Here is a 15,305-nt window from a genome sequence, read left to right as displayed (position 1 = left end):
TCAGAAGGGGCGTAATATGTGAAGTCTTATCAAGATCATATTTCTAAAATTTTGGAGGTTTGTCATTTGTCAACCCTTGCTTGCAAGCTGTTATTCTGCGTCATTTAAGTGCTTACGCAGGTGTGCATGGTCGACAATGTTTTCGGAGACGCTATGGACGTTGAATTGTTTGAAGGTGTTGCACCCGAGGCGCACTTGGACAAGAAATTTTATCGTGCCGTACTCGATTCTTTGGAAGATCAGCTTGCGCTTATTAATGTTGAGGGGCAGATTTTTTTCGTTAATCGTAGCTGGATAAATTTTGCCCAGTGTAACGGGTTGACCTACGATTTCGATTGGGTTGGGAAAAATTATCTGAGTGTCTGCAAGGCTGCGACCAGCTGCGGCGATGATGATGCTGTTCAGGTTGTTGCAGGCCTGGAGGCGGTGCTCTCTGGCCGGCTTAAGCACTTTCGTCATGAGTACCCCTGTCATAGTCCCGGTGAGCAGCGTTGGTTTATTTTGCGAGTGCTGCCAGTGCAGTATCCGGGTATTCGCTGTTTTGCCGTAAGCCATCAAGATATTACCCAGCGTAAGCTAGTCGAGCAGGCAGTCGAACACTCGGCACAACATGATCCATTGACTGGGCTCGCTAATAGACGTCGGTTTGAGGGTTTTCTGGCCAGAAGTTGGCGTCGTGGTCAGCGTGCGGTGAGTCCGTTGAGTCTGCTGATGATCGATTTGGACAATTTCAAACCCTTCAATGATAGTTACGGGCATCTAGATGGTGATCGTGCATTGGTGCGTGTGGCGGCGGTGCTGCAGCGCTGTGCTCGGCGTGACACGGATTTAGCAGTCCGTTACGGGGGCGATGAGTTTGTGCTGGTGTTACGCGATACCGATGCTGAGGGTGCTCTGCGGGTGGCCCGGGGTGTGATTGACGGCGTGGCTGCTCTGGCCCTAGCGTCGCCGGATGGCGCGAAGGTTGGTGCTAGCGTCGGTCTGGTAACCCGGGTGCCGGGTAAAGCGGCGGATTGTCCTGACTGCCAGACGCTGTTGCGTCTGGCAGACGATGCCTTGTATCAGGTCAAGGATGCCGGCGGTGGCGCACTGGTCTGTGCCTGATCTGTTGTTCCTCATTTGTTGCGTAGATTATACAGAGCTGCGCCGAGCCGTTCGATGCGCTCGCTCGATTCTTTGATCAGCACACCGATTTCTGCCGCCGAGGCGGATGACTGTTGAGCCAGCTTGCGCACCTCGTCGGCCACCACGGCGAAGCCGCGACCCTGCTCACCGGCGCGGGCGGCCTCGATCGCCGCATTCAGGGCCAGCAAGTTGGTTTTTTCGGTGATGCTGTTGATACTGCCAACGATGTCCGCCACTTTGCGACTGGATTCTTGTACAAGCCCCATTTCATGCTCGGTGACCTTGGCTGCCTCGTGCTGAGCGTGCTCGTCTGTGCCGTAGCTGACGATCTGACGCACCTGTCCTTCGGCGTCGGTGATTGGGCAGAGCGTACCCTTGAATTGAATTGGCTTGCCGTTGACATCGGGTACAGCAAATTCGCCGACGAACTGCTGGCCTGCGAGCAGGCTGCGGAAAGCCTCACTGCTGATCAAGTTGCGCAGGTTGTGGTTGCATGCCAGCAGTTCCGCTTCGTTGCTATGGGCAAGGTGCTGGAGCATGTAGCTGTTAGCTTTAATGAGACGCCCGTCGCTGCTCCATTCGGCCACTCCATTGCTGACGCCGATGGCAGAGAAGCGTTTTTCGGCCTCGATAGCGTGTTGCTTGCTGCTGGTAATATTGGCCTGGATCGAGATGAAATGGGTTAGTTGGCGCTGTTCGTTGAATACTGGATTGATCGCCAGTGAGACCCAGTAGGGGTCGCGTTGTTTATTGTAGTTGAGAATTTCGCTGTAGAAGGGGGAGTGATTTTGCAGGTGCTGACGAATCTCGGTGACTGTCTGCATGTCGGTACCCGGCCCCTGCAGGAAGTCGCCGGGTTTTTTCCCCCTGAGTTCCTCAAGTGTGAAGCCTGTCAGTGTTGTAAAACCTGAATTGACGTACTGCACCCTTCCCTGCGGGTCGCTTATGATGATCGAGTTGCTGGTTTCGTTGGCAACCAGTGACAGCAGTTCGAACTCCTGCTTGCGTATAATTTCAGCGGTAATATCACTGGCAAACTTGATGACCTTGACTACCTTACCGTCAGCATCGAGGATTGGGTTGTAGGTAGCGTGTATCCACACGGTACTACCATCTTTGGCCAGACGTGGGTACTCCGCGGTTTGGAAGTGACCGTGGCGTAACTGCGCCCAGAAGTCGGCATAGGCTTGCGAGCGTGCTTCTTGGTCACTCACGAACATGCGGTGGTGTTGGTCGCGAATCTCCTCCAGCCGGTAGCCCATTAATTGCAGGAAGTTGCGGTTGGCATAACGGATAATGCCGTCCGGGGTAAACTCAATTACTGCTTGGGCGCGATCGATGGCGGCCATCTGCGATTCCATGTCGGCCCGTTGGTTAACTTGGGCCGTGATATCGCTTGCGAACTTGATGATGCGCACCACCCGGCCGGCGCGACGTATCGGTGTGTAGGTGGCCTGAATCCAGACACGACGACCGCTTTTACTGACCCGCTGGAATTCACCGCTTTGCGCTTTGCCCGCTCGCAGGGCTTCCCAGAAATGCCGGTAGTCGCTACTGGCAGCTAGTTCCGGCTCGACAAACAGCTGATGGTGTTTGCCACGCACCTCGTCCAGTCGGTATTCCATCAACTGCAGGAAAAGGTCGTTGGCGCGAACGATATTGCCGCGAAGATCGAACTCGATCACTCCTTGGGTGGCCTCTATGGCCTGCAGTGTGTCACTGGCCCTGCGAAATGCCGACAGATTAAACATGCTTAACCCTCTGTTGTCCGTTAAATTCGGATGTATTACCTCGGGGGACGTCTTGAAAATTCTTACAGACCGCGCAAAAAAAGGCTATCAATGCTGTTATTTAGGTCGCAGTGCCTGTTGTATAGCACGGAACTATTTGATGTGCTCGAGAGGATCGGCATTGTCTGAAATAAAATGGACAATTGAGCCAGTTTCCACTCAGTCGCTGCTCTAGCTAACACGCTAGAGGTATTCTTACAGGGTGGAAAGATGAGAAAGAGAGGATTTATTAATATCTTTCCAAGTATTGCAATTTCTGAGTATAAAGCCAGCTTGCCAACACCATCACGGTAACCAACCACACATAGCACTTCCCCCTCCAAAGGCATATCCTGAGCACAGGCAATAACTCATATAAAGTCTATGACCACCATCGCTGACAGACTCAACACCCTGGCAAATCGCCTGTGGGCTTGGGCGCCGCAGAGCAGAGTGCCGGTCAATTGTGCGGATGTAGGGCTGGTAGCCCACCGTGGTGCGCACGGTGATGGGCCTCGCGGTCTGGTGCTGGAGAACACCCTGGAAGCCTTCGAGCTGTGTTTGCACATGGGTGTCTGGGGGGCAGAAATGGATATCCACCTGACCCGCGATGGCGAGCCGGTGGTGCATCATGATGCGGATTGCGGCCGTCTGTTCAACCGGCCGGACATCATCATTGCCCAGACCCGCTTTCGTGATCTGCGTGCGGCGGTGCCGCAGATTCCGCATCTGGATGAAGTGTTGCAGTTAAGCGCCGGGCGCATGCACCTGATGTTGGAAATCAAGGAGTCCTGGCGCGACCGTGCCAGCCTGCCGCAGCGCATCACGCCGTGGCTGGCTTCATTGACTCCTGGTCAGGACTACCATCTGCTCAGCCTGGTGCCTGACCATCTTGAAGGCTTCAGGGATATCCCGCGTTCGGCTTTTGTCGATGTGGCCGAGGCCAATACGGCTGAGATTCTCAGGCAAAATCTGGCGCTGGGGCACGGCGCGCTGGCGGGCTCGTTCGTATTGATGGGGGCGGGGTGTTTGCGTCAGTTGCGTGAACAGGGCCGGCAGATCGGCACCGGGTTGGTCGAGAATAGGTTTGTGCTCAACCGCGAGGTGAGTCGTGGGGTGGACTGGGTGTTTACCGATCACATTCTGACGCTGCAGCCGGGTAGCGGCGATTCTGGTTCCGGTAAGGTCTAGCCGCATGGATTGCTTCAGACCTGACGGTCTTCGCAATGACGGCAGGGGCGGCAACCTGCCTGACGACTGTCGCAGTGACCGCAGGACAGCCACCTAGCCGACGACCGTCGCAATGACCGGGAAGGGGCTTTTCAGGCCTCTTTGTCTTCCGTCTTACCCAGTAACGCTCCCAACCCCGCCAACCCTTTGTGCGTGGCTTTCTGGGTTTTGGGGGTAGCTGTCGAGGATTCGCTGAAGTACTGCTGGTCGGTATAGCGGGCGTGTTCGTTGTCGTGGCAGTACAGGCAAAGCAGCTCCCAGTTGGAACCGTCTTCGGGGTTGTTGTCGTGATTGTGGTCGCGGTGGTGCACGGTGAGTTCGCTGACGCGTTTGCCGCTGAATTCACGCGCGCAGCGGCCGCATACCCAGGGGTACATTTTCAGGGCTTTTTCCCGGTAGCCCTGTTCGCGGCTGTCGGCGCTGCTGTGCTTGCTCATGGTCGCTCTCGCGTGATGGGTTCTGTATTCAGTCTAGCGCTCAGGCTTTGCCAGCGGCGGATTTCAGTTGGCAGATCCAGATAGTGTGACGGGGGCCGCGGTTGCCGTGGGCGTAGACCTGCACTTCCTCGGCCTTGAAGCCGGCCTGGTTCAGGCGCTGGGAGAATTGCCGGTCGGCGCTGGCGGACCACACGGCCAGCAGGCCCTTGGGGCGTAAGGCGCGGGCACAGGTGCGCAGGCCGTCGAGCGAGTAGAGCCAGGTGTTGGCGCTATGGGTCAGGCCTTCGGGGCCGTTGTCGACATCCAGCATGATGGCGTCATAGCCCTTGGGCTCGGCTTGCAGTACCTGGGCCACGTCGGCATTGAGCACTGTGGTGCGCGGATCGTTCAACGGGTTGCCGGCTTTGGCGCCCAGTGGCCCACGGTTCCATTCGATGACGCCGGGCACCAGTTCGGCGACCTGCGCCTCGGCATCCGGGCCCAGGTGTTTGAGTGCGGAGGCCAGGGTGAAACCCATGCCCAGCCCGCCGATCAGCACCCGGGCGGCGGGTCTGGCGGCGACTTGCTTGCAGGGGATTTCAGCCAGAGCGTCTTCGGAGCCGTGCATGCGCGTATTCATCAGTTGCCCGCCCTTGCCGCCTTCGAGCTTGATGACGAAGTCTTCGCCGTACTCAAACAGGGACAGGGCGCCGCCGTTGTTGGGGATGGGCGTGGTATCGAGCAGGACGAAGCGTTTCATGACGGTCTCGGTGGGGAGTGAGTGCGGCAGTATGCCTGATCGCCGGGTATGACTACCAAGGAATGCTTTTGACCGGTCATTCACGGGCTTTCTGTCGCGGCACGATGCATGGACACCTGGGCCAGCGGCGCACACACTGCGCAGACAGATAGCTGAGGAATCGATAATGACCCAACCTGCTGCCAACGCCAGCGTGCTGGCCCACAACCATGGCCCGACCTGCGTGCTCACCCTCAATCGCCTGGACAAGCGCAATGCGCTGGAAACCGCGATGTATGTGCAGATGGAGGCGTATCTGGACGCGGCGCTGGCTGATCCGGCGATTGCCAATGTGGTGCTGACCGGGGCCGGTAATTTCTTCTGTTCCGGTGGTGATCTGGACTCACTGGCGACCCGTGCGGCGCTGCCGACGCAGGAGCGCGCCGCGCTGATTGAGCGGCTGCATAGCCTGGTGCGCAAGCTGAAATTCTTCCCCAAACCGGTGATTGCCGCGATCGAAGGTGGCGCGGCCGGGGCCGGGGCGTCACTGGCGTTTGCCGCCGACCTGATTGTGGCGGCGCAGGGCAGTTACATTTCCATGGCCTATGTGAAGGCCGGGCTGGTACCCGATGGTGGTGGCTCGGCCTTTCTGGCCCTGACCTTGCCGCATCAGTTGGCGGCAGAGATTGCCCTGTTTGGCGGTCGTTTGCCGGTGGAGCGCTTTGCGGCGGCGGGTGTGGTTAACCGGGTGGTGGAGCAGGGTGCGGCATTGGATGTGGCGCTGGAGCTGGCGCAGGAGTTGGCCGCCGGGCCGCGTGAGTCGCAGGCGGCGATTCTGGAACTGCTGGACGGGCCGGGGCGTGAGTTGTTCGAGCGTCAGCTGGAGCGTGAGAAGCAGTTGATGGCGCAGGCGCTGGGCGGGGCAGAGGCAGCCGAGGGCATCGCCGCGTTCAAGGGCAAACGTGCGCCGCGGTTTGGTTGAGGGGTGGGGCGGTTTGTGGGGTGTTTGCTGAGCTGTATGGGCTGAGAGTTTCAGCATTGCGCAGGCGCGCAACGCTTCCCAGGTGGGCGTGCAGTCTGGTGTGCTACGTTCGGGCGCGACACAGGGTTGGCGTTATGTGCTTGGGGTCAGGGCAGCCCCAGCTCAAGCGTGGCGTCCTTAATCCACAGGCGCGCACCTTGAGCACCGGCCACCACTTCCAGGGGCGTGCCCGCGGGCAGGCGCATCCAGCTCAGCGGCTTGAGGGCGAAGTCGCTGCCGTTGACCGCGCCGTCCAGCACCAGTAACTCCAGACCGCGTGCATTGTCCTGCTTGAACGTTGCGCCGGGCATGAGCTTTTCTACCCAGACCCGTTCGTGGATGTTCTCGAACAGGGGCTGGGTTGCGTCGGTGCGCAGTGGCAGCACCAACTGCTCGCGGTCCTGCGGGTGAAACTGCCGTAGCCGGACGAAGATCATGCAGCCGGTGCTTGAACCGGGGGTGTGGCTGCTGCCAGGCGGGTTGCGCACATAGGTGCCTGCCGGGTACTGGCCGTGTTGGTCCTCAAAAACGCCTTCGAGCACCAGAAACTCTTCCCCGGCGTCATGCAGGTGCGCACTGAAATGGCTGCCGGGTGCATAACGCACCAGACTGGTGGCGCGCGCCTGTTCACCGCCCAGGCGGTACAAGGGCCGACGCTCGACACCCGCCAGCGGGCTGGCCAGCCAGGGCAGGTCTTGGCTGTGCATGATTGCGGGTTGGTCGAGTTCGGTATTGAGGCGTTCCGGGGTCATGGTCGGGTCCCGCTAGCGAGAGAGTTCAGCAACAAGTCTGCCGTTGCCCATGATGACCGAGGATGGTGGCAGGGTCGAGTGCGGTGCGGGCGGGCGTGTTTTCGCAGGTGGTGCCAACGCCGAGGTGATACTGGCTTGCGGTCATTGCGAAGGTCTTGGCCTGTGGCAATCCAGTTGCCTGGTAAAAGGCTGGATTGCCACGTCGCGGCGCGCCTCTTGAGGCGTTCTGGGTATCTTTTGTCTCAGCGCAAGATCATGCAGGTGGCAGTGGCATGTGCGTAGAGGGTGCCGTTTTCATCACGGATGCTGCCTTCAGAGATGGCCAGGCGTGAGGTGATGTTGATGACCTTGCCTTCGGCGGTCAGGGTCTTGTTGAAGGGGATGGGTTTGCACATCTTCACGTTCAGTTCGATGGTGCCATAGCTTTCACCCGTAGCCAGCGCGGTATGGATGGCGCAGCCGGTGACCGAGTCCAGCACGGTAGCGGCAAAGCCGCCGTGGACGCCGCCGAGCGGGTTGGTGTGGCGCTCATCAGCGGTGACGGCAAAAACTACGCGGTTGGCTTCCACATGCTGCATGTCCATCGGCATGGTGCTGGATATGCCGGGGCGGGGAAACAGCCCCTGGGCGAAGGCCTGCATGATTTCCAGGCCGGTCATGTTTTTCGGATTCATTGTGTCTCCTGTTAGGCCGTTTGGGCCTGACCCTGTAGTTGTTGGAACCAGTTCAATGCTTCGTCCCAGAGTGGCTGGGCGTTGCCGCGGAAGTAGCCCATGTGGCCAATCGCACCCAGACCTTCGGCCTGTGAGTCGATATCGCGGGCCTGGTAGGGGGCGTTGCGGTAGCCGGCCATGAAGGCCTCACGCGAGGCCGGTTGGGCCCAGAGGTCGTCCAGGCTGTTGGCGGCAATGATCGGCGTGCGTACCTGGGCGAACTGCTCATCAATGCCGGCCATGCTGGGATCTTCGAAGAAGTAGCGTGGGAAGCTGCACCAGCGTTTCCACCAGGTGTAGACGCCCTTGGGCAGGTCTTCACCCATGCCCAGCCGGGCCCAGGCCAGATAGCCCTTGCTGGCGACGATCAGCGGGGCTACGACTTTCCACATGAACGCCACCCGATAACGTTCGACGCCTGGCATCCAGCCGTGCCAGCCGGCACCGGTGCCGAAGGTGTAGAGGCCGCTGACCCGTTCATGGCCGGGCAGCAGGCCAAAGGCATGGCCACCGAACGAGTGGCCGACCATGAACAGCGGCAGTTCGGGCCGGTGCAGGTAGTCCAGCGCGGCGGCCAGATCCTTGGTCGCCCAGTCCAGATAGTGCATGTCGAAGCCGCGCAGGTTGTCGGGCTTGGATTCGCCTATGCCGCGATAGTCCAGGGTCAGAGTAGAGAAGCCCTGCTGCGCGGCGTATTCGGCAAAGCGTCGATAGAAACCGCGCGGAGCGCCGGTCGCCGCGCCAACCAGCAGGTGGGCCTTGGGTTGCTCGGCATGGTAGATGCTGGCGGCCAGCGGGTAGCCGTCGGTAGCCAGCAGGCGGAAGTCTTCACGCCTGATCTGCGGCAGTTCTGTGGTCATGACTGGTATCTCGCGGGTAATGATGGATGAGCCGAAACAGGGCCTGACCGGCCTGTTTCAGCGGTTCGCCGCTGCCGGCGACACGGGCCTGCAGCAGGCCGCCCTCGTACAGGGCGATATACAGGCTGGCGAAACTGTCGGCCTGCTCTGCAGCAAAGCCCAAACCGTGCAGCTGCTTGGCCAGGGCTGTGCGCAGGCTGGCAAAGGTCTGGGCCAGGGCGGCGCGAATCTCGACATCGTCCGGGGTGCTTTCCAGGGCAATGGTCGCCAGCGGGCAGCCGCGCTCGAAGCGGCTGTGTTCCAGTTGTTCAAGCATGCTCTCCAGCCAGCGCTCCATGGCTTGCAACGGGTCGGGCTGCTCGTTGAACAACTGCACAAAGAAAACGTCGATCTTGCGGCTGATATGCTCAATGGCCGCCACCGCCAGCTCGGTCTTGCCGCCGGGAAAGTGGTGATAAAGGCTACCCTTGGGCGCCTCTGCACGCTCAAGCAATTCGTTCAGACCAACCCCGTGCAGGCCCTTGCGCTGAAGCGCATCGACCATGGCAAGAATCAGACGCTGTTTGGTGTCATGGGTTTTCATGGGAATAGTATGTAGACCGGTCGGTCTAGTGGTAAGTGTTGTTTCTGCCATTTTTGAGGGGTAATGCGCATGCTGCGCTATGAGATTGTGGTTCTTGCTCTGTGATCAGAGGGCGGGGCTTGCCGGTTGCGCTGCGAGCGGTAAAGTGTCGCTTTCGTTTTTTTGCCAGGGAGTGGGGCATGTTGATTGAGTCAGTTGAGGCGTTGCGCGCGTTGTACCCGCCGGCCAAGGAGCGGGCGCTGAAAAAGCAGTTGGTGAAACTGGATGAGCACTGTCAGCGTTTTATTGCCCTGTCACCGTTCGTGGTACTGGCGTCGGGCAACAGTTCTGGACTGGATGCCTCGCCGCGTGGTGGGGCTCCGGGGTTTGTGCAGGTGGAAGATGAGTGTCACCTGCTGATTCCTGATTCACCCGGCAACAATCGATTGGACTCTCTGGAAAACCTGATTGCCCGGCCTGAGGTCGGGTTACTGTTCATGATCCCTGGTATTGATGAAACCCTTCGGGTCAACGGAATTGCGCGCTTATTGGCCGAGCCAGCATTGTGCGCTCGTTTTGCCGACGACAAGCGTGCGCCACGGCTAGTGATCAGGGTTGAAGTGCGCGAAGCTTATCTGCACTGCGCCAAGGCGTTGATGCGCTCTGGCCTGTGGGCTAAGTCCAGCCGCCAGCCGCGCGAGGTGCTGCCAAGCATGGGACAAATGATCAAGGATCAGACTGGCGATACCGCCGAACCGGAAACTCAGGCGCAGATGCTGGCGCGCTACGAGGCTGATTTATGAAATCAGTCTGGCCAGTACTGCGTGCAGGGTTGTGCTTTGCGTTGATAGGACCCTTGTTCGGGACTTTGTTGGTGATTGGGCCATTTATGGTGCAACTTCTAGGCGAGTTGGCTGTGCATGAGTACCGGGTCTTTCTGGTCATGGTGATGGCGGGGTATGTGTTAGGGGGTGTGCCGGCACTGTTAACGGGGTGTTTGCACGGGGTGATGCGGCTGCGCTGGGACTGGCATCAGGTGCTGCCGCTGACGATGGTGCTGGGCGCACTTTTGTCGTGGGGGTGGATGAGTCTGCTGTCGCCCGGCGAACCTTGGTTCTCATTGGGTGTGGGTGCTATCGCGAGCCTGATTGCAGTCCTCTGTTATCGCTAAACAGGCTCATTTCCTATTTTCTTACGTTCTCTGTGGAGCATCAGTGCCTTACAGCACCTGCCAGTGCTGTCAGGAAACGATCTGGTGGATGGTTTCGGCCAGGTGTTGTTGGCGGTAAATCATTAGGGTCTGTTGACGTTAGACCCTAGGCACGAGTGCAGGCGCTCAAATTGAATTGCCCGCCTTCGATCTCCAGCGGTGCCAGGGTTGTTTCGCAGCGTTGCAGTTCTTCCACCAGTTGCATTAACGGTGCGCCGTTCAGTTCCTTCGGGTGGTTGCGCTGCAGATGGCTGATCAGGGCTTCAAAGCTGATCATGCCGGTACTGATCGGCAGCCATTCCATGTCTTCGATGCCATAGGCCAGCCCGGTTTCCGGATCGAGGCTGCTGGAGGTATTGGTGTCGCCAGCCAGGGCTGCCGCTTCTTCGAATTCCACTGCAGTGAGGTCGATGAAGTGGCTGATCGGGGTGACGCCAAGGGTTTTGCACAGGGCGTCGAGGCCATCCAGATGCACGATTACCTGACGTAGTGAAGCCGGATGAAGTTGGAACTGGCGATTGCACAGGGTGGCGATGTGCAGGATGGCTGACACGGTGTTCTCCCTTGGCTGAAAACAGGTTGAGAGCCGGTTGATAAGCGCTGCTCGCCGGGGAGCTGCCCGTGTACTCTCGGGATGGGTAGCTTACCGCCGTCGTTCGGCTGCGGCTAGCTGGAGTCCGTGGCCGGGTCATGCAATTTGCACGGCCGGAGGCGAGCCGATTCGGTGAATTGCACGATTCATATAGTTTTGTGTGTTCTTTAAATAATTGAAAAATATGGATTTTGTGTTGTTTGTCGAGTTGGCACAGGGCTTGCGACAGTCCCTGTGAGCCTGCAGCTTGTTTTGAGTTGCAGAGTTGACTGGAAAGCAACAGGAGTTGAATCCATGAAAACGTCTACCAAAGGTTTTGCCATTGCCACCCTGACTGCCGCTGCGCTGGGTCTTGCCATGTCCGCCAGCGTACATGCCGATGAATACACTACCCGCGACAGGGCTGCTGATGCCATGGACTCTGCTCAGCAGAGTGTTTCGGATACCTGGATCACCGGGAAGGTCAAATCCAGCTTCGTTGCCGAATCGGCTTTGAGCGCGATGGATATCGGGGTTGAGACCAAGCAGGGCGTGGTGACGCTGTCGGGTGTGGTGGCTACCGAGGCCGAGCGTGATCTGGCCATCAGCACTGCCCGGAACATCGAGGGTGTCCAGGACGTTTCCGCTGACGCTCTGCAAGTAGCCGAATAAGTCATGACACCGTGGGCCGGGAGACTCCCGGCCCGGTTCAGTCGACCAGGAGGCAACATGAACAGCGATATCATCAAGGGTAAGTGGAAGCAGTTGCGCGGCCGGATTCAGGAGCGTTGGGGCAACTTGACTAACGACGATCTGGATGTGGTCGAAGGCCACAGCGATTATCTGACCGGCAAGCTGCAAGAACGCTATGGCTGGACCAAGGAGAAGGCCCAGCAGGAGCTGCGCGACTTCAGCGACAAGCTCTGATCACAGGGTAGAGCAAAGGCCCCACGGCATACGCCGATGGGGCCTTTTTTGTTGGGCGCATGCGCGCCCACTTAACTATCGCTGGTTTCGGCCCAGCCGCCGCCCAGTACCCGGAACAGATCAACGCTGGCCTGCAGCCAGGCTGAGCGTTGCTGGGCCAGGCTGTCCTGGCTCTGGAACAGGGTGCGCTGGGTGTCGAGCAGGGTTTGCAGGGTGATGGCACCGGCGCGGTAACGGGTTTCGGCCAGGCGGAAGGCCAGTTCGGCTTCTTCGGTGGCCTGGGCCAGATAGTCGTGACGCACCTGAGCCTGACGCAGGGCGCCAAGGGCGGTGTCCACCTCGCCAAAGGCACTCAGTATGCTGCGTTGATAGTCGATCAGCAGTTCTTCCTGCCGGGCTTCGGCCTGGGTTACCTGGGCACGCAGGCGCCCGCCCTGGAAAATCGGCTGGGTCAGGCCGGCGGCCAGTGACCAACTGGTGACTGGGTTGTTGACCAGGGTCGAGAGCGCCAGGCTTTGGGCGCCGTACTGGCCGGTCAACTGAATGCTGGGGTATAGGGCTGCGCGGGCGGCGCCCAGATCAGCATTAGCGGCGACCAGCCGGCTTTCGCTGGCGCGGATGTCCGGGCGGCGCTGCAACAGCTCGGCTGGCAAGCCGGCTTCGATAGCCGGGAACTGGAGGCTTTGCAGATCGCCGGGAACTGGCAGTTCGGCGTCCGGTGCTTCGCCGAGCAGCAGGGCCATGGCGTTGCGCAGGGCCAGTTGTTGCTGCTCCAGGCTTGGCAGGCTGGCCCGCTGCTGGGTGACCAGGGTGCGCTGCTGGCTGAGTTCCAGACTGTCGGCAGCGCCGTAGCGGTAACGGGCTTCGACCAGTTCCAGTACCCGCTCGGCGGCTGCCAGATTCTCGCGCGCCAGGAGCAGGCGGCGTTCGGTTTCCAACTGCTGGAACCAGGTGTTGGCGACGCTGGCCTCGATGCTGAGCATCAGGGTCGAGTAGTCGAAGCGGCTGGCGTCCAGGCTGGCCCGGGCCGACTCCACCAGATTGCGGTTGCGGCCCCAGAAGTCGACTTCATAGCTGACATTCAGGTTGGCGCTGTAGCTGGTGCGGCTGCTGTCGCCATTGGCATCGGTTCGGCTGCTGTCACTGCGGGTGGTGCCCAGGCCACCGCTGGCCTGAGGTAGCAGGCTGGCGCCGGTCTGGCGCAATTGAGCATCGGCCTGCACTAGGCGGCTGGCAGCGCTGGCCAGATCCAGGTTGTTGGTGCGGGCGCGTTGCAGCAGCGCCTGGAGTTCGGCGGAACCGTAACTGTCCCAAGTGGCGCTGGTCGGCCAGCTTGACTGATCAGCTGGCTGGCTCCACTGGGTCGGCGCAGCAATCTGAGCGTCTGGCAGCGGTGCGTTGATGGCGCAGCCGCTGAGGGCCAGGGCTGCGGTGATCAGAGTCGGTTTAAGAAAGGTCGGTTTAATCCGCACTGAGAGCCACCACAGGGTCAAGGTGCGCCGCCTTGTGGGCGGGCATGTAGCCAAAGATCAGGCCGGTAGCGAAAGCGCAGCCGAAGGCCAGCAGTACCGGGCCGGTTGTAAATTGGATGGCAGTGCCGAAGAACTGCAGGCCGCCGGCAAAGGCCAGGCCGCCGATCACGCCCAGGGCGCCGCCAATGGCCGAGACCACCACGGCCTCGACGATGAACTGTTGGAGGATGTTGCTGGTACGGGCACCGGTGGCGACCCGGATGCCGATCTCGCGGGTGCGTTCGGTGACGTTGACCAGCATGATGTTCATTACGCCGATGCCGCCTACCAGCAGGGAAATGGCGGCGATCGAGCCGAGCAACACGGTGAAGGTGTTCTGGGTTTGGGCGACGTTTTCCAGCAGTGAGGCCATGTTACGGATCTGGAAGTCTTCGACCCCGGCATGCGACTGCAGGATGGCCTGGAACACCGCTTCCTGGGTGGCATCTGCCTGGCGCAGATCGTCGATCATGACGGTGATCGAGTTCAGGTAGCGCTGGCCGATCAGGCGCAGGCTGCCGGTGTTGAGCGGGACGAAGACCACGTCGTCCTGATCGGCTCCCCAAGGGGCGGCGCCTTTTTCACTCATGATCCCGATGACCTGGAACGGGACATTGTTCATCAGCACGTATTCACCAATCGGGTCGGCGTTGCCGAACAGATTGGTGGCCACGGTACGTCCGAGCACGGCGACGGCAGCATAGCGCTGGTCGTCCTCGTCGTTGATGAACACGCCCGAGGCCACCGGCCAGTCGCGGGCGATGGGCAGGTCGGCGCTGGTGGCGGTGACCTGGGTCTGGTAGTCGGTGTTGCCGCTGCGCACTGTGACCCGGCCGTTCATTTCCGGTACGGCGGCGACCACGTTGTCGACCAGGGCGGCCTGTTCGGCATCCTGCACGGTCAGGGTGTTGGTGGAGCCGTCCTGCGAGCGCCGGGTGTTGGGCGCGCCGGGGCGTACCAGCAGCAGGTTGGTGCCCATCGAACTGATGCGGTCCAGCACTTCCTGGCGGGCGCCGTTGCCAACTGCCAGCATCACCACCACCGAGGCTACGCCGATGACGATACCAAGCAGGGTCAGTACGGTACGGAACAGGTTGGCCTTGAGTGCCCGCAGGGCCATGCGCACGGCCTCGCCGGTATCGGCCAGGGCGGCGCTGGCGGGGTGATCTTCGTCGGCCACCGGTGTGGCTAGGGTCTGTTGCTCCGGCGTCGGGTTGCCGCTGTCATGAATGATCTGGCCGTCGCGGATTTCGATCAGCCGGTCGGCATGGCTGGCCACGTCGCGGTCGTGGGTGATCACGATGACGGTTTTGCCGCGCTGGTGCAGTTGTTTGAGCAGGGCCAGTACATCGCGGCCGCTCTGGCTGTCGAGTGCGCCGGTGGGCTCGTCGGCCAGTATTACCTGGGCGTCGTTCATCAACGCCCGAGCGATCGATACCCGTTGCTGCTGACCACCGGAAAGCTGGCTGGGCCGGTTGTTCAGGCGTTCGCCCAGGCCCAGTTCGGTAAGCAGTTCCTGGGCCCGCTGGTGCCGTTGTTCACGCGGCAGGCCGGCGTAGATAGCCGGTACCTCGACGTTCTCGGTGGCGGTGGCCGAGGGGATCAGGTGATAGCTCTGAAAGATGAAGCCAAAGGTCTTGCGCCGCAGGCTGGCCAGCTCGTCGCTGCTGAACCGGGCAATGTCCTCGCCATTGAACAGGTAGCGTCCGGTGCTGGGCTGGTCCAGGCAGCCGAGCAAATTCATCAGGGTCGATTTGCCGGAGCCGGAGGTACCCATGATGGCGACGAATTCGCCCTGCTGGATATCCAGATTGACGTCGCGCAGCACCGTCGTGGCCAGCTCGCCATTGCGGTAGGTTCTGCCGATGCCTTCGAGGCGGATCAGTGGGGTACTCATGA

Annotated in this window: 17 protein-coding genes; 7 read left to right on the top strand and 10 right to left on the bottom strand. The window is 60.2% G+C overall.

Translation table 11 applies throughout. From position 1 onward, the window contains the following. The first annotated feature begins 126 nt into the window (after positions 1-126). A complete protein-coding gene (locus BVH74_RS17480) occupies positions 127-1,104 on the top strand; it encodes a sensor domain-containing diguanylate cyclase (protein ID WP_080051342.1) in 978 nt (325 codons plus the stop codon). 11 nt (positions 1,105-1,115) lie between these two features. Here the strand turns inward: BVH74_RS17480 and BVH74_RS19070 are convergent, their stop codons facing one another. Continuing rightward, positions 1,116-2,876: a PAS domain-containing methyl-accepting chemotaxis protein gene (locus BVH74_RS19070; RefSeq protein WP_080051341.1), complete on the bottom strand. Its 1,761-nt coding sequence runs from the start codon at positions 2,874-2,876 to the stop codon at positions 1,116-1,118. 402 nt (positions 2,877-3,278) lie between these two features. Between BVH74_RS19070 and BVH74_RS17470 the strand changes: the two genes are divergently transcribed. After that, positions 3,279-4,085: a glycerophosphodiester phosphodiesterase gene (locus BVH74_RS17470; protein WP_080051340.1), complete on the top strand. Its 807-nt coding sequence runs from the start codon at positions 3,279-3,281 to the stop codon at positions 4,083-4,085. A gap of 131 nt (positions 4,086-4,216) precedes the next feature. Here the strand turns inward: BVH74_RS17470 and BVH74_RS17465 are convergent, their stop codons facing one another. Beyond that, a complete protein-coding gene (locus tag BVH74_RS17465; protein ID WP_080051339.1) occupies positions 4,217-4,561 on the bottom strand; it encodes a YajD family HNH nuclease in 345 nt (114 codons plus the stop codon). Positions 4,562-4,601: 40 nt separating this feature from the next. Then, positions 4,602-5,300: a spermidine synthase gene (locus BVH74_RS17460; protein WP_080051338.1), complete on the bottom strand. Its 699-nt coding sequence runs from the start codon at positions 5,298-5,300 to the stop codon at positions 4,602-4,604. Between the two features lie 166 nt (positions 5,301-5,466). On the opposite strand from BVH74_RS17460, the gene BVH74_RS17455 reads away from it, so the two are divergent. Then, a complete protein-coding gene (locus tag BVH74_RS17455) occupies positions 5,467-6,261 on the top strand; it encodes an enoyl-CoA hydratase family protein (protein ID WP_080051337.1) in 795 nt (264 codons plus the stop codon). A 146-nt stretch (positions 6,262-6,407) separates the two neighbouring features. Here BVH74_RS17455 and BVH74_RS17450 read toward each other — a convergent pair whose 3' ends face one another. The 4 genes from BVH74_RS17450 to BVH74_RS17435 all read right to left on the bottom strand — a co-directional run bounded on the left by BVH74_RS17450 (position 6,408) and on the right by BVH74_RS17435 (position 9,208). Beyond that, positions 6,408-7,052, bottom strand: coding sequence for a cupin domain-containing protein (locus tag BVH74_RS17450; RefSeq protein WP_080051336.1), 645 nt, complete (start codon positions 7,050-7,052; stop codon positions 6,408-6,410). A 242-nt stretch (positions 7,053-7,294) separates the two neighbouring features. Further along, positions 7,295-7,726 carry a PaaI family thioesterase gene (locus BVH74_RS17445; protein WP_080051335.1) on the bottom strand — a complete coding sequence of 144 codons (432 nt, stop codon included), beginning with the start codon at positions 7,724-7,726 and terminating at the stop codon, positions 7,295-7,297. Positions 7,727-7,737: 11 nt separating this feature from the next. Next, entirely contained in the window at positions 7,738-8,625 is an 888-nt protein-coding gene (locus tag BVH74_RS17440) for an alpha/beta hydrolase family protein (protein ID WP_080051334.1), read from the bottom strand. Continuing rightward, positions 8,594-9,208, bottom strand: a complete 615-nt coding sequence (locus BVH74_RS17435) for a TetR/AcrR family transcriptional regulator (RefSeq protein ID WP_080051333.1) — start codon at positions 9,206-9,208, stop codon at positions 8,594-8,596. Before BVH74_RS17435 ends, BVH74_RS17440 begins: the two co-directional genes overlap by 32 nt. 179 nt (positions 9,209-9,387) lie before the next feature. Between BVH74_RS17435 and BVH74_RS17430 the strand changes: the two genes are divergently transcribed. Both BVH74_RS17430 and BVH74_RS17425 read left to right on the top strand, forming a co-directional pair. Beyond that, positions 9,388-9,990: a pyridoxamine 5'-phosphate oxidase family protein gene (locus BVH74_RS17430; RefSeq protein WP_218189150.1), complete on the top strand. Its 603-nt coding sequence runs from the start codon at positions 9,388-9,390 to the stop codon at positions 9,988-9,990. Then, positions 9,987-10,358 carry a hypothetical protein gene (locus BVH74_RS17425; protein WP_080051332.1) on the top strand — a complete coding sequence of 124 codons (372 nt, stop codon included), beginning with the start codon at positions 9,987-9,989 and terminating at the stop codon, positions 10,356-10,358. The genes BVH74_RS17430 and BVH74_RS17425 overlap by 4 nt, the downstream gene beginning before the upstream one ends. A 145-nt stretch (positions 10,359-10,503) precedes the next feature. Here the strand turns inward: BVH74_RS17425 and BVH74_RS17420 are convergent, their stop codons facing one another. Continuing rightward, complete coding sequence (locus tag BVH74_RS17420; RefSeq protein ID WP_080051331.1) at positions 10,504-10,950, bottom strand: hypothetical protein; 447 nt, start codon at positions 10,948-10,950, stop codon at positions 10,504-10,506. 333 nt (positions 10,951-11,283) lie between these two features. On the opposite strand from BVH74_RS17420, the gene BVH74_RS17415 reads away from it, so the two are divergent. Continuing rightward, positions 11,284-11,640 carry a BON domain-containing protein gene (locus BVH74_RS17415; RefSeq protein WP_080051330.1) on the top strand — a complete coding sequence of 119 codons (357 nt, stop codon included), beginning with the start codon at positions 11,284-11,286 and terminating at the stop codon, positions 11,638-11,640. A gap of 57 nt (positions 11,641-11,697) precedes the next feature. Then, a complete protein-coding gene (locus BVH74_RS17410; protein WP_080051329.1) occupies positions 11,698-11,895 on the top strand; it encodes a CsbD family protein in 198 nt (65 codons plus the stop codon). A gap of 71 nt (positions 11,896-11,966) precedes the next feature. Here BVH74_RS17410 and BVH74_RS17405 read toward each other — a convergent pair whose 3' ends face one another. Continuing rightward, positions 11,967-13,388, bottom strand: coding sequence for an efflux transporter outer membrane subunit (locus BVH74_RS17405; protein WP_177344553.1), 1,422 nt, complete (start codon positions 13,386-13,388; stop codon positions 11,967-11,969). Then, the gene (locus tag BVH74_RS17400; RefSeq protein WP_080051327.1) at positions 13,357-15,303 is read right to left on the bottom strand and encodes a MacB family efflux pump subunit; all 1,947 of its coding nucleotides are present in this window, start codon (positions 15,301-15,303) and stop codon (positions 13,357-13,359) included. The genes BVH74_RS17405 and BVH74_RS17400 overlap by 32 nt, the downstream gene beginning before the upstream one ends. Positions 15,304-15,305: the final 2 nt, after the last annotated feature.

It is taken from the genome of Halopseudomonas phragmitis (genome assembly GCF_002056295.1).
GTDB lineage: Bacteria > Pseudomonadota > Gammaproteobacteria > Pseudomonadales > Pseudomonadaceae > Halopseudomonas > Halopseudomonas phragmitis.
This window is presented reverse-complemented; position numbering and strand designations above follow the sequence as displayed.